This is a genomic window from Bradyrhizobium sp. Pha-3, assembly GCF_042258325.1.
GTDB classification, from domain to species: Bacteria; Pseudomonadota; Alphaproteobacteria; order Rhizobiales; family Xanthobacteraceae; genus Bradyrhizobium; species Bradyrhizobium elkanii.
On the sequence record NZ_CP170151.1, the window covers coordinates 4,737,673 to 4,750,564 of the forward strand.

A 12,892-nucleotide genomic window follows, 5' to 3' on the forward strand; every position below is an offset into this window, starting at 1 on the left:
GCCCGCTCTATCTACCTGATCTGACTATCCTTTGTCAGCCCCGGCAGTTCTGGCGCGCAGCTTTCAAGCGAAGCGGGATCCGCTTCGCTTGAAAGCGCCGCTAGGCGCAAACCGGCGGACGCCGGTCCTTCCAGGGGCGGACCTGTTCGAGCTGGCCAGCCAGGCGGAACAGCAATCCTTCCTCGCCGAGCTTGGCCGCGAACATCATGCCGAGCGGCAGACCGGCCTTGTTCCAGGCCAGCGGCACCGACATCGCCGGCTGTCCGGACATGTTGAACATCGAGGTGCCCGGCATGTAGCGGCGCAGCACCGGTGCAATGTGGCCGAGGTCCTCGGACATCGTGTTGAGCTCGCCGAGGCGGAGCGGCGGCGCGCACAGCGTCGGGCTGAGGAAGATGTCGCAACCTTCGAAGAAGGTCGCAAGTGCGCGCGAGATCTGGAACGCTGCAAGCTGCGCGGCCACGTAGTCGGCCGGGTTCATCTTGGTCGCATTCTGGGCGCTGGCGAGCGTGAGCCGCTCGACATCGTCCGACGTCAGGGTGCGCCCGACGCGCTGCTCGAGCAGACGGACGGTCAGCGCCGTGTTGCCGCCGACGATGGTCGTCATGACCGCGGCGGGATCGGCCGCAAGCGGCGGCGCGCGCTCCTCGACATGATGGCCGAGGCCCGCCAGCAGCTTGGCTATGTCGCGCACGGCCGCTGCGATCTCGGGATCAATGGCATCGCCATAGGGCGACTTGTCGGTGAAGCTGATGCGCAAATGGCCGGGATCGCGGCCGACTTCCTGCGAGAACGGCCGCTCCGGCGGCGGCGCGACATAGAGGCTCGACGGCTCCGGGCCGTGGATCGCATCCATCATCACCGCGCTGTCGCGGACGCTGATGCTGAGCACATGGCCGACGGAGAAGCCGCCCCAGCCTTCGCCGCGATCGGGTCCGCAGGGGTTGCGGGCGCGCGTCGGCTTCATGCCGAACACGCCGGAAGCGGAGGCGGGGATCCGGATCGACCCGCCGCCGTCGCTGGCATGCGCGACGGGCAGGATGCGGGCCGCGACCGCAGCCCCGGCGCCGCCGGACGAGCCGCCGGAGGAATGGTCGAGATTCCAGGGATTGCGGGTCGGGCCGAACAGGCGTGATTCCGTCGTCGGCATCAGCCCGAATTCCGGGCTCGAGCTCTTGCCGAAGATCGCAAGCCCGGCATCGAGAAAGCGCTGGGCCAAGGTGCCGTTGTGGTCGGCAACGAAGTCCTTCAGCAGGCTGGCGCCCGACGTGGTGCGGGTGCCTTCGAGCAGATCGAGGTCCTTCAGCAGGAACGGCACGCCGGTGAAGGGACCGTCAGGCAACCCCTTGGCGATCTGGCGCTCGGCGTAGCCGTAATGCTTGACGACGACCGCGTTGATCTTGGGATCGACGGCGGCGGTGCGCGCGATCGCCTCGTCGAGCAGCTCCTTCGGCGTCACGTCCTTGTTGCGGACGAGCTCGGCGAGACCGACCGCATCGTAGTTGCCGAATTCCTTGAAAGCCATGTGGGTACTCCGCATCGCCGGGCCGATCTTTCGGATCGGCCGCGGCGCAAACGAGGAAGGCTGAAAGCTCAGCCGAGGACGTCCTGGTTGATCACATTCTGGCGCAGCGGATTGCCATCCAGCACGCTGAGGATATTGCGTGCGGTCTGCTCGCTCATGCGATCGACGGCCTCGACCGTGACGCCCGCGACGTGCGGCGCCATGATCACGTTGGGCAAAGCGTGCAGGGGCTGGCCGACCGGCGGCGGTTCGACCTCGAACACGTCGAGGCCGGCGCCGGCGAGCTTGCCTGACACCAGCGCGTCGTGCAGCGCCTTCTCGTCGACGATGCCGCCGCGGGCAGTGTTGATGAGATAGGCGGTCGGCTTCATCAGCCGCATCCGCGCGGCATTGAACAGCCCGACCGTTTCGGGATTCTTCGGGCAGTGGATCGTGACGAAGTCCGCCCGCGGCAGCGCCGCTTCGAGGCTCGACACGGCCTCGCAGCCGGCCGCGGTGATCTCGCTGGCGGGCTTGTAGGGATCGTAGACCAGCACGTTCATTTCCATGGCGAGGCAGCGCTTGGCGGTGCGGGAGCCGATGCGGCCGAAGCCCACGATCAGCACGGTCTTGCCGTAGAGGTCGAACGGCAGCACGCCGAGCCGGCTCGCCCAGGTGCCGTCCTTGACCATCGTGTGCATTTCCTGCGCGCGCTTGGCCAGCGTCAGCATCATGAACAAGGCTTGTTCGGCAACCGACGGCGAGTTCGCGGTGCCTGCGACCATCAGCGGCACCTTGCGGCGCGACAGCGCCGGAACATCGACGGCGTCATAGCCGACGCCGATCCGGGTCACCACCATCATGCCCTTGGACGCCTCCAGCTCCGCCTCGCCGAAGCGGGTTGCGCCGAGCGCCACGCCATGGACCGGCGCGTGCTGCTCGAGCATGGTCTGAAAGTCCTTGGCGGAGATCAGGTTGGGAAATTCGATGAGTTCGACGTCGTCCCGCTCGTTGAGGAGCACCCGTGCCCCCGGTGACAGAGTCTGGGTAATAAAGATCTTCTTCTTGTTGGTGGCCATTTCCTGCCCTTGAGGTTTCTTGTGCGCCGTCAAAGGACGGCGCCGGTCACCTCGTTTAGCAAATGCATATTGTTGAGGTCCACAGCCAATCGGAGCGGACTGCCATCCTGCGCACCGGCATTGGGATTGACCCGGCCGCAGACCTGGGTGCCCTCGAGCGTGAAATAGACCAAGGTTTCCATCCCCATCGGCTCGGTGACGTCGAGCGTCGCGTCGAACGGCTCGATGCCCGGTTCGGCATGCGGCCGCGCCTCCATGACGTGCTCGGGCCGGATGCCCAGCAACAGCTTGTCGGTGCGGGAGAGAGCCTGATAGCGGGCGGCGCGCGCCGGCGGCAGCGTGAAAGCGAGGCGATCGGTCAGCCGCACGTTGAGCTTGCCTGCGGTGTCCTCGAGCCGACAGGGCACGAAGTTCATCGCGGGCGAGCCGATGAAGCTTGCGACGAACCGGGTCGCCGGCTTGTGGTAGAGTTCGTTGGGCGTGCCGATCTGCTCGATCCTGCCGTGGTTCATCACCACCACGCGGTCGGCGAGCGTCATCGCCTCGACCTGGTCGTGGGTGACGTAGACCGTCGTGGTGCGGACCTTCTGATGCACCTTCTTGATCTCGATCCGCATCTGCACGCGCAGCTTGGCGTCGAGGTTCGACAGCGGCTCGTCGAACAGGAACACCTTCGGATTGCGCACGATCGCCCGTCCCATCGCGACGCGCTGGCGCTGGCCGCCGGAGAGCTGCTTCGGCTTGCGGTCGATCAGATCGGTGATGTCGAGCATGCGGGCGGCCTCGGTGACCCGGCTCTTGATCTCGGCCTTGGGATAGTGCTTCAGCCGCAGACCGAACGACATGTTCTCGGCGACGGTCATGTGCGGGTAGAGCGCATAGTTCTGGAACACCATCGCGATGTCGCGGTCCTTCGGCGGCACGTCGTTGACGACGTCGCCGCCGATCATGATGTCGCCGTCGGAAATGTCCTCGAGGCCGGCGATCATCCGCAGCGTCGTCGACTTGCCGCAGCCGCTCGGCCCGACCAGCACCACGAACTCATGGTCGGCGATATCAAGGTCGATGCCGCGCACCGCCTCGACCTCATCGTAACGCTTCACAACCTTCCGCAAACTGACGTCAGCCATAAGTTCAACCCTTTGTCGCACCGGCGGTCAGGCCGGCAATGTAGTAGTCCATCAGGAAGGCGTAGATGATCAGCGGCGGCGCGGCGCCGAGCAGGGCGCCGGTCATGATCTGTCCCCAGTTGAAGACGTCACCCTTGATCAGGGTCGTGATGATGCCGACCGGCAGCACGAGCTGATCGGTCGATGTCGTGAACACCAGCGGATAGAGGAACTGGGCCCAGGAGACGGTGAAGGCAAAGATCGTGGCCGCGATCAGGCCGGGCAGCGCGACCGGGATGAAGATCCGGGTCAGGGTCTGGAACCAGCTCGCGCCGTCGATGATCGCCGCCTCGTCGAGCTCCTTCGGGATCGAGGCGAAATAGCCGATCATGATCCAGGTGCAGAACGGCACAGTCAGCGTCGGGTAGATGAAGAGCAGGACGTACCAGCGATTGACCAGCTGGATGCCGGTCCAGTCGCCGAACACGGCGAACATTTTGAACAGCGGAATGAACAGCAGGCTGTCCGGAATGAGATAGGTGAGGAACACGCCGGTCGCGAGCGTCGCCGAGCCCCAGAATTTCATCCGCGCCAGCGCAAAGGCCGCCGGCACGCTGATCAGCATCGTGATGGTGACCACGATGATCGAGACCCAGGCCGAGTTCCAGAAGAAGCGCAGGAACTGGTTCGAGGTCAGGAGCTCGATGTAGTTGCTGAGTGTCGGGTGATAGACCCACCACGGATTGGTCGCGGCCGAGATCTCGGCGCTGCTCTTCAGCGAGGTGATCAGCATGTAGATCGGCGGCGTCAGCGAGAAGATCGCAAACAGCACCAGGAAGAAATAGGACCAGCGTAGCGCCCAGGCGCGGTCGCGGCTCATGCTGCCGTACTTGACCTTGCGGGTCGGTCCGGACTTGTCGATCGTCAGCGAGCTCATCAGGCTTCGTTCCCGCGTTTGGTGATGTCGCGCAGGATGAAGATCGCCGCGACCGCGAGGATCGGCACCATGAACAGCGAAACGCTGGCGCCGAGCGGCACATCACTGCCCTCGATGCCGACGCGGAACGCCCAGGTGGCGAAGATATGGGTGTGGTCGAGCGGGCCGCCCGCGGTCAGGATGCGCACGATGTCGAAATTGGCGAAGGTCACGATCAGCGAGAACAGTGTCGTGATCGCGATGATGTTGCGCATCATCGGCAGGGTCACGTACCAGATCCGCTGCCACCAATTGGCGCCGTCGATCGCGGCCGCCTCATAAAGCTGGTCGGGTACCGATTTCAACGCCGCCAGATACATGATCATGAAGAATGGCGCGCCGTACCAGACGTTGACCAGGATCACCGAGAAGCGCGCCCACATCGCATCGCCGGTCCATGGGATCGGCCCGATGCCGAAGAAGGAAAGCGTGTAGTTGAAGGCGCTGTAGGAGGGGTCGAACAGCCAGAGCCACGCCAGCGTACTCATCGCCGGCGGGATCACCCACGGCACCAGCAGCATGCCGCGCCACTTGCGTTGCTTGTTGGCGGGTACGTTGTGCACGAAATGCGCGACGATGAAGCCGATCAGGGCTTTGAAGATCACCGCCGAGATCGCGAAAATGCAGGATTGCTTGACCACCAGCCAGAAGGTGTCGCGCTTGAACAGGAACTCGAAATTGCCGAACCCGACGAACTTCGTCATCGCCTTGTTCAGCGTCGCAAGGTGCAAGGAGTAGAGGGCCGGGTAGAGCACCAGGATCGCGATCAGAAGGATCAGCGGCAAGGTCATCAGGAACGCGGCCATCGACTTGCGCCGCAGCGCGTTGCGTAGGCCGACGCGCCTTCGTCCCGTCTGGGCAGCGGCTGCGCGGTTGGATTGGAATGCTACATCAACCATAACGCAGGTCCCTCGCGCGGGTTGGTTGCACAGCTCGCCGGTCCGACGGCTGGGATGTGAAGACGGGACCTCGCGCGGCCAACATTACGGGCGGTCGCGCGAGACCTCGCTTGTCGTCAGCTTCGCATGAAGCCTTCGCACTCGCCCTCGGCCCAGGCGAGTGTCTTTTCCATGCTTTCACCCTGGTAGTACCGCAGGCACATCTTGGTCAGCGTGGCCTGGAAGTAGATCTGCTGCGCGATCTTGGGCGGCGCGGGCGAAGCCGCCATCGACAGGGTCTGGTGCTTGAAGGGGTTCGGGTAGTGATAGAGCGTGCCCTTGGGCGGCCCGACCTCTTCCCAGACCTTCAACGTCGTGAGCTTCTCGTAGGCCGGCAGGTCATAGCCGCCGCTCGCGACCACCATCTTCTCGATCGATGCCGGTTGTGACAAATGGGACAGCAGGCTCTTGGCCGCTTCCTTGTTCTTCGAGAACGACCAGATCGACCAGAAGAACGGCAGATAGGGCGCGAAGCGGCCCTTGGGCCCGGCCGGGAACCCGTGCGTCCAGCATTGCTCCGCGACTTGCGGGGCATCGCGCTTGGCGACCGCCCATGCGCTCGGCGGATTCATGATCATCGCGCCCTTGCCGGCGACCAGCCACTTGTTGTTGGAGGCATCGTCCCATGCGGAGACATCGGGCGGCAGGAAGGCGATCAGCTTCTTGTAGAAATCGAGCGATTGGCGCACCGCGTCGGTCTTGACGGTCAGGTTGCCCTTGGCGTCGACCAGCTGCGCGCCGAACGAGTTGAAGATCGCGCCGGCGGTGTCGACGCTGTCGCTGGTTTCGCCAAGGCCGATACCGAACGGGAATCCGGCCTTGTGGCAGGCTTCAGCCGCCTTGAGGAACGTATCGAGGGTCCAGTTATCGGCTTTCGGCTCGCTTCCAGCCGGATACATCTCCTGCACGTCGATGTTGGCATGTTTCTTCATCAGGTCGATGCGTGAGCAGGGACCCTTGATCTGGCTGCCGACGCTGGCGGGAACGCCGAGCCATTTACCGCCGGCCTGGCCGAGATATTTCACCGTGCCGTTGACCTCGCCGTTCAGCTTGATGAGCGGGTCCATGATGTCGTTGACCGGCTCGAGCAGCTCGGCGTTGGCCTGCGGCCACCATGTCGGCATCTGGAAAATATCGTGACCGGATTTCGCCTGCGCCTCGGCGGCGATGGTGACGATGTTCTTGTTGCCCTGGCTGGTGACGTAGTCGATCTGGACCTCCACCTTTTCCTTGGCGGCCCATTCGTTGACGAGCTCGGTGGAGGCACTGTTCGCGCCCGGCACCCAGTGATCCCAGAAGCCCATCGAGAGCTTTCCGGCTGCGTAGGCGCCACGTACGTAGGGGGCTGTAATCAGCGCGGCCGATGACAGCGCTGTCGCTGCGACGAATTCTCGGCGCGAGAGCTTCTTCCGTGACATGGCATTCCCTCCCTGGTAGCCAACGGACAAAAGACTTTTTTGAATCCCGTTGTTGTTTTTGTGCGTCGCGTTTGCGCGACGTCGCGGGATTGCGTTGACACCGATCAGAACAGAATTGCCGGCATCTGTCGAGAAACGAGATGCTGATGCCACGTAGAACTAACGTTGTGGTCAAATAGCAGGCAGTGTCGTTCGCATCATTGCAGTTGCCGGCGGTTTGCCGCGCGTCTTGCGATCATGCTGCGACGCACGCGGGCGGTGACGGAGACAAGGAAGCAGACGGTGCGCGGTTGAGCCGCAGCTTTCCGGTCAAGCCTCGGCGAACTCTGTTCCGCCATGGTGATGCCCGCCGCGGCCGATAGACTTGCCGAAGCCGTAGACGTTAAAGTCCGGATTCGTCGAACCTACCCCCGCATCAATTCCGCAATCCACCACCGATCACGGAGACCCGATCATGCTCATCCCGGTAGCGAAGCTGCGAGCGCAATGGAGATTGTGCGCCGCGGTTGGGGCCGCCACCGTCACGTTGCTCGCAGTGCCTCATATGGTCGATGCGCAGATCGTGCAGGGCGTCGAAAAGGGTGCGCGCGAGGGCAACAAGGCCGCCGGGCCGGTCGGCGGCGTTCTCGGCGGAGCGATCGGCGGCGTTGTCGGAGTGGTGACCGGCGTAACCGGAGTATTGACCGGCAACAATGGCAACTCCAATGCCGGCAGCGGCAAGAACGCGCAGGCCCCGGCGGCCGGCGCCAAGGCCTCCAAGTCGGCCAAGGCCGCCGCCAAGGACAAGGGCGCGAAGCAAGCGCCGACCGTGCTGACCCAGGCCGGCGCGCCGCAGCTGACGGCCGAACAGATCGTCGCCAACAGCGACGCCAACATCGAACGGATCAAGAAGGAGCTGAACCTGACGCCGGAGCAGGAGAAGAATTGGGCCGGCTTCAACAGTGCGATGCACTATCTAGGCCACAACGGCGCCGACCGCCTCAACCTGCGCATCGCACGGGCGCAGCGCGATCCGCCGGATGACATCATCGAACAGATGCGCAACGAGGCCCAATTCCTCAATGACCGGGCGGTCGATCAGCGCGGCGTTGCCGACGCCGCCGAGCCGCTGTTTGCCAGCCTCGACGACAAGCAGAAACAAATCTTCATCAACGAAATGGTCCGCCTGAGCCACGAACGCGGGCTCGATTGAGCGGCCTCGCTGGCCAAGTGGGGACGAATAGCCGGGCCACCAAGCCCTGGGGTAGGTTAAAGGCGCAGCACCCGGCTATTCTGCCGCAGCGGCGCGGCCCGGTTAATTCGTCATTCAATGTTGAAGAAAAACGGACCGGATCACGCCCGAGTGATGGCCGAGTCAGGGCCTTGTCGGGAACCATCCACAGCGCCCGAGGCCAGCGCGGATTGAGCCGTCAATGACCGGGACATCGGCGCGGCAAAGCGACGATGTCCTTCGGACGGCTCTGGCAATCAGCGATCCGCAAAACGCCGGCGCTCAACTCTTCGGGAAATTCAGCTCCACGCCGACGCCGTCCGGATCGTAGAGGAAGATCTGAGTGTCGCCGGTGCGCGGCACGATCCGCTCACGGAAGGTGACGTTCTTCGACTGCAGGCGCTTGCGCACGGCCTCGACGTCGCTGGCGGCAAAGGCGATATGGTCGAGGCGGCCGGTGTCGTCATATTTCTTCTCGGTGCCGCGCACCACGATGCCGTCGCGTGGCTTGCGGGTGCCCATTAGATGGACTGTGGCCTGGCCGCCGGAATAGAGCCAGTAGCCGGGGAAATCGAGCGGCGGCCGTTCGCCGTTCTCGAGCCCGAGCACATCGCAATAGAACTCCTTGGTGCGCTCGAGATCCTGCGGCTCGATGGTGTAATGCTGTAGTCCGCCCAGTTGCATGGTTCTTCTCCTTGAGAAATCGGGTTAAACGAAGCTGAGGTCGGTATCGACGCCCAGCATCCAGGCGCCGACGGTCTCGAAATGACTGAAGCGGCCCTGCAATTGCTGGGTCACGGTATGGATGTCGCGGAAGCGCCGCTCCAGCGGATGGCCGTCGAAGATCGCGGTGGCGCCGGCGGTGTTGTAGGCGAAGTCGACGGCCTCCCGCGCCTTGTGGATGGCGTGCGTGGCCGCCATCCGGATCGTCATGCGCTGGGCGACCGTGATGCTGTGGCCGGCAACCAGATCCTTCCAGATGTCGGCCATCGACTGCAGCAGGAAGGCGCGGGCAGCGCGCAGATTGACCTCGGCCTGGGCGAGGCCGGACTGCACCACGGCATTGTCCCGCAGTGTCTTCTTCATGCCGCGCGGCACCTTGTTGCGGGCGACGTCGACGAAATTGTCGAGCGCGCTGCGGGCAATGCCGCAGGCGACCCCGGCAAAGCCGATCTGGTAGCAGGTGTGGTTGCTCATCCGGTACAGCGGGCCATCCTCGCGGCACTCGCGGTCGAATTCGCGCGTGATCGAATGGTCCGCGCGGACGAAGAAGTCGTCGAGCGCGAACTGGTCGCTGGCGGTACCGCGCAGTCCGACCGTGTTCCAGATGTCGGTCCATGCGACGTCGTCGGTCCGCACCAGCATGGTGCGCTCGACCTGCTCGCCATTGGCATCCCGGCGCGGCGAGCCGTCCGCGGCATAGACCGGGCAGTGCGCGCCGAGCCAGGTGGCGTGCCGCCCGCCCGAGGCAAACGACCAGACCCCGGTGACGCGGTAGCCCCCCTCGCACTCGATCGCCCTGACCTTCGGGCCGGGGCCCCAGGCCAGCACGGCGCGTGGATCGGCAAACACCTCCTGCGCGACCGGCAGGTCGAGATAGGCCGCTGACATCGCGCAGCCGCCGGCCTGGCTCAGGCACCACGCCGTCGAGGCATCCGCCTTGGCGATGGTCTCGATGGCATGGAAGAAGGTGACGGGATCGGTCTCAATCCCGTTGCTTGAACGCGGCAGCAGCAAGCGGAACAGCTGCGCCTCATGCAGCCGGTCGAGCAGGTCGGGCGGCAGGCGGCGCGTCGTTTCAATATCGTTGGAGGCGGCCGCCACCGAGTCCCTGATCGCCTCGGCGCGGGCGATCACGTCGCGATCACCGGTAAGGTCCGCAGCAGTCACATTCATGTTCGCCTCCCTCAGGCGCGCCGGATCGTTGCGGAGGCCGCGACGTCAGCCGTCGCGTTGAGCTCCTTGTCGATCTGCTCGATCGACTTGTCCCGGGTCTCGAGCCCGAAGAACAAATAGACGGCACCCGCCATCAGGAACCAGCAGCCGAGATAGACGAAGGCGGTCGGGATCTGGGTCAGTGGCACGTCGGGCTTGAGGTAGTTGGTCGAACCGACGATCAGCGCCAGCCCGACCGGCCCGATGATCTTGCCGATGCCGCCGAAGCCATAGGCCGAGCCCATGCCGGTGGTGCGCAGATGCGACGGCCAGACCTCCGCCGCGTAGGGCCCGACGATCGCAAAGCCGCCGTCGGCGAAGAAGAAGGCGGCGGCCAGCAGCAGCCAGAACGCCGACATGTCGAACAAAGTCGCGTCGTAGTGGTAGCCGGCAATGATGGTCAGCGCGCCGGCGCCGAAGCCGAGCAGGCCGCCGGCAACACGCCGTCCGAGCAGCTCCGAGAACCAGGAGAACGAGATGCGACCGAGGAAGCCGGTGATGCTGAGCAGGATCATCATCTTGGCGGCTTCCTGCGGCGTCACCTTCAGCAGCAGCACGAACAGCGCGGGCGCCCATAGCGTGATGCCGTAGACGCCGGTCTGCGCGCCGGCATTGCCGAGCCAGGAGACGATCAGGCTGCGCGGATATTTGAAGAGGTCGAACCAGCTCGTCGTGACGATCGGACCGGCGTCGGCCGCGCTCGGCAATGGCAGTTCGGAGGGCTGAACTTGCAGCGCCCAGGCCAGCGACTTGCGGGCTTCGTCATAGCGTCCCTGCCGGCACAGCCAGCGCGGCGACTCCGGGACCCAGATCCGAACCAGCAGCACCAGGACCGACGGCAGCACGCCGATCGCAAACAACAGCCGCCACTGATCGGTTCCCATGACGGCTCCCAGCACCGCGCCGAGGCCGACGCCGAGGGGGATCACGCAGGTGACGAGGCCGCCGACCCAGCCGCGCTTGTGCGAGGGCATGAACTCCTGCACCAGCGGCAGGTCGACACAATAAAGACCGCCGACGCCGGTGCCGACGAAGAAGCGCAGGATCGCCAGATAGACCCAGCCATTATCGGGCGTGAAGTAGAGCAGTCCGGTTGCGATCGAGAAGTTCAGCACCGTGCCGATGAAGACGATCCGTCGCCCGACCCGGTCGGCGAGCCAGCCCCAGAGATAGGCCCCGAGGATGGCGCCGATGCCGGAGCTCATCAGCACGGTGGCCGACTGGCCAAAGGTGAGTTTCCACGGCCCGATCAGGAACGCGAGCACGAAGCCGATCAGGAAGTAGTCGAAGAATTCCAGCGCATCGCCGATGATGGCCGCCGCAAGGATCTTGATCTGGTTGCCGGTCAGAGTCGTCCGGCGATCGAGAATCTCGAACATGGCGCGTCTCCCCATGGCGCCTGTTCATTATTGTTCGGAGCGTGCGTCGCGCCAGCGCATCGCCCATAGGATGAGGCTATCCTCGCGCCAGCGCGAACGACAAGCCGCGCCGACGCGGGGCTCATCTGCACTGGCGCGATAAGCGGTTCGGTCTACTGCTGCGCACAAATGGTGGTGCGAAAGCCCGATGGGGGCCGCCGGAGCCGTTGACTCCTGCAATGCCGATCGCCCACGTTTACGTGAAGAAGGCGGGGGAGCAGGTTGGGTGGACGAAAAGCGCAAGCATCCGCGAACCGAGGTCAATGAACCCGGCTATGTCTCGTCGGGCGGTTCGGTCATGCATTGCACGATCGTGAACATCTCGCCGGAAGGGGCAGCCATTGAGGTTGAGAATCCGGCCTTCGTCCCGCACAGATTCCGCCTGATGATGGCCCGCGACGCCTCGGTTGTCTATGAATGCCAGGTGATCTGGAGTAAGAAGTCGCGAATTGGAGTGAGTTTCGTGGCGACCGCCTGAGCGCGGCAATCTCGATTGGGGACGCCCATGAACCAGCGTGCCAAGGCGGTCGGGTTTCGTTGCTGGAACAGCAGGTGATCCGCCGATGACTCCGGAACCTGCAACGATATGCCTTGGCTGCTAGCAAAACCTGCATATGCCGATCCCGTTGCGCGGTCCCTTGTCGGCGCCGTTCCGTCTGTTCGGCGTCCGGCCGAGCCGCATGAACCCGAACACATGCACGATCTGTGAGATGGCCTTCTCGAAGATCATGAAGGCGCGCGCCGTGACCATCGACGCCACCATCCTGTTCGCCGATCTGCGCGGCTACACCACGCTGACGCAGACCATCGCGCAGGACGGGCTGACCTCGCTGCTCGACGCGTTCTACGACGACTGCGCCGCCGCGATCTGGCGTTATGACGGCATTCTCAACAAGACCATCGGCGACGCCGTGTTCGCGATCTTCAATTTCCCGGTGCGGCGCGATGATCACGCCGTGCAGGCCTTGCTCGCGGCGCGCCAGATCCAGCGCAGTTTTCGCGACAGGCACGACGCGCTGGTGCGGGCGATCGGCGCCGGCGACATCGAGATCGGCATCGGAATCGGGATAGCGGTGACACCAACTTCGGTGAGTTCGGCCAGGCCCACCGCGACCTGACGGCAGTCGGCACGGTGGTCAATCGCGCGGCACGCGCGCAGGCGGCCGCCAAGTCAGGCGAGATTCTCGTGACGACGGCCGTGCGGGATCGAACCCGCGACATCATCACGGCAGCCGGTGCCGACTACACCCTGAAGGGCTTCGACCAGCCCGTCACACTGTTTCCTGCGTGAGTTGGCTTTCGCGT

13 protein-coding genes are annotated in these 12,892 nt (G+C 64.4%); 4 read left to right on the plus strand and 9 right to left on the minus strand.

The features are described from left to right. Positions 1-100: 100 nt before the first annotated feature. The 6 genes from ACE10X_RS22170 to ACE10X_RS22195 all read right to left on the minus strand — a co-directional run bounded on the left by ACE10X_RS22170 (position 101) and on the right by ACE10X_RS22195 (position 7,024). On the minus strand, positions 101-1,525 hold the full coding sequence (locus ACE10X_RS22170; RefSeq protein ID WP_375762844.1) for an amidase: 1,425 nt from the start codon (positions 1,523-1,525) through the stop codon (positions 101-103). Between the two features lie 68 nt (positions 1,526-1,593). Further along, a complete protein-coding gene (locus tag ACE10X_RS22175; protein ID WP_038386335.1) occupies positions 1,594-2,583 on the minus strand; it encodes a hydroxyacid dehydrogenase in 990 nt (329 codons plus the stop codon). A gap of 29 nt (positions 2,584-2,612) precedes the next feature. Continuing rightward, positions 2,613-3,713 (minus strand): ABC transporter ATP-binding protein, encoded by a 1,101-nt coding sequence (locus ACE10X_RS22180; RefSeq protein ID WP_038386336.1) that lies wholly within the window; start codon positions 3,711-3,713, stop codon positions 2,613-2,615. Between the two features lie 4 nt (positions 3,714-3,717). After that, complete coding sequence (locus tag ACE10X_RS22185; RefSeq protein ID WP_016847559.1) at positions 3,718-4,629, minus strand: carbohydrate ABC transporter permease; 912 nt, start codon at positions 4,627-4,629, stop codon at positions 3,718-3,720. After that, a complete protein-coding gene (locus ACE10X_RS22190; protein WP_028340672.1) occupies positions 4,629-5,567 on the minus strand; it encodes a carbohydrate ABC transporter permease in 939 nt (312 codons plus the stop codon). The genes ACE10X_RS22185 and ACE10X_RS22190 overlap by 1 nt, the downstream gene beginning before the upstream one ends. Positions 5,568-5,683: 116 nt before the next feature. Beyond that, complete coding sequence (locus ACE10X_RS22195) at positions 5,684-7,024, minus strand: ABC transporter substrate-binding protein (protein WP_038386337.1); 1,341 nt, start codon at positions 7,022-7,024, stop codon at positions 5,684-5,686. A 454-nt stretch (positions 7,025-7,478) separates the two neighbouring features. Between ACE10X_RS22195 and ACE10X_RS22200 the strand changes: the two genes are divergently transcribed. Beyond that, entirely contained in the window at positions 7,479-8,216 is a 738-nt protein-coding gene (locus ACE10X_RS22200; RefSeq protein ID WP_038386338.1) for a Spy/CpxP family protein refolding chaperone, read from the plus strand. 300 nt (positions 8,217-8,516) lie between these two features. Here ACE10X_RS22200 and ACE10X_RS22205 read toward each other — a convergent pair whose 3' ends face one another. The 3 genes from ACE10X_RS22205 to ACE10X_RS22215 are packed head-to-tail and all read right to left on the minus strand — an operon-like array spanning position 8,517 to position 11,548. After that, entirely contained in the window at positions 8,517-8,918 is a 402-nt protein-coding gene (locus ACE10X_RS22205) for a VOC family protein (protein WP_375762845.1), read from the minus strand. 24 nt (positions 8,919-8,942) lie between these two features. Further along, a complete protein-coding gene (locus ACE10X_RS22210) occupies positions 8,943-10,130 on the minus strand; it encodes an acyl-CoA dehydrogenase family protein (RefSeq protein ID WP_051003108.1) in 1,188 nt (395 codons plus the stop codon). A gap of 11 nt (positions 10,131-10,141) precedes the next feature. Beyond that, positions 10,142-11,548, minus strand: coding sequence for an MFS transporter (locus ACE10X_RS22215; RefSeq protein WP_038386340.1), 1,407 nt, complete (start codon positions 11,546-11,548; stop codon positions 10,142-10,144). Positions 11,549-11,813: 265 nt separating this feature from the next. Between ACE10X_RS22215 and ACE10X_RS22220 the strand changes: the two genes are divergently transcribed. The 3 genes from ACE10X_RS22220 to ACE10X_RS22230 all read left to right on the plus strand — a co-directional run bounded on the left by ACE10X_RS22220 (position 11,814) and on the right by ACE10X_RS22230 (position 12,878). After that, on the plus strand, positions 11,814-12,065 hold the full coding sequence (locus ACE10X_RS22220) for a PilZ domain-containing protein (RefSeq protein WP_038386341.1): 252 nt from the start codon (positions 11,814-11,816) through the stop codon (positions 12,063-12,065). Positions 12,066-12,297: 232 nt separating this feature from the next. After that, on the plus strand, positions 12,298-12,705 hold the full coding sequence (locus tag ACE10X_RS22225; RefSeq protein ID WP_375762846.1) for an adenylate/guanylate cyclase domain-containing protein: 408 nt from the start codon (positions 12,298-12,300) through the stop codon (positions 12,703-12,705). Positions 12,706-12,719: 14 nt separating this feature from the next. After that, positions 12,720-12,878, plus strand: coding sequence for a hypothetical protein (locus ACE10X_RS22230; protein WP_244435887.1), 159 nt, complete (start codon positions 12,720-12,722; stop codon positions 12,876-12,878). Positions 12,879-12,892 lie beyond the last annotated feature (14 nt).

Excerpts from the sequence above, each read along its gene's own strand:
- ACE10X_RS22210 (WP_051003108.1), bottom strand. The coding sequence starts at position 10,130 with ATGAATGTGACTGCTGCGGACCTTACCGGTGATCGCGACGTGATCGCC.
- ACE10X_RS22215 (WP_038386340.1), bottom strand. The coding sequence starts at position 11,548 with ATGTTCGAGATTCTCGATCGCCGGACGACTCTGACCGGCAACCAGATC.
- ACE10X_RS22175 (WP_038386335.1), bottom strand. The coding sequence starts at position 2,583 with ATGGCCACCAACAAGAAGAAGATCTTTATTACCCAGACTCTGTCACCG.
- ACE10X_RS22180 (WP_038386336.1), bottom strand. The coding sequence starts at position 3,713 with ATGGCTGACGTCAGTTTGCGGAAGGTTGTGAAGCGTTACGATGAGGTC.
- ACE10X_RS22170 (WP_375762844.1), bottom strand. The coding sequence starts at position 1,525 with ATGGCTTTCAAGGAATTCGGCAACTACGATGCGGTCGGTCTCGCCGAG.
- ACE10X_RS22195 (WP_038386337.1), bottom strand. The coding sequence starts at position 7,024 with ATGTCACGGAAGAAGCTCTCGCGCCGAGAATTCGTCGCAGCGACAGCG.
- ACE10X_RS22205 (WP_375762845.1), bottom strand. The coding sequence starts at position 8,918 with ATGCAACTGGGCGGACTACAGCATTACACCATCGAGCCGCAGGATCTC.
- ACE10X_RS22200 (WP_038386338.1), top strand. The coding sequence starts at position 7,479 with ATGCTCATCCCGGTAGCGAAGCTGCGAGCGCAATGGAGATTGTGCGCC.
- ACE10X_RS22225 (WP_375762846.1), top strand. The coding sequence starts at position 12,298 with ATGGCCTTCTCGAAGATCATGAAGGCGCGCGCCGTGACCATCGACGCC.
- ACE10X_RS22185 (WP_016847559.1), bottom strand. The coding sequence starts at position 4,629 with ATGAGCTCGCTGACGATCGACAAGTCCGGACCGACCCGCAAGGTCAAG.
- ACE10X_RS22190 (WP_028340672.1), bottom strand. The coding sequence starts at position 5,567 with ATGGTTGATGTAGCATTCCAATCCAACCGCGCAGCCGCTGCCCAGACG.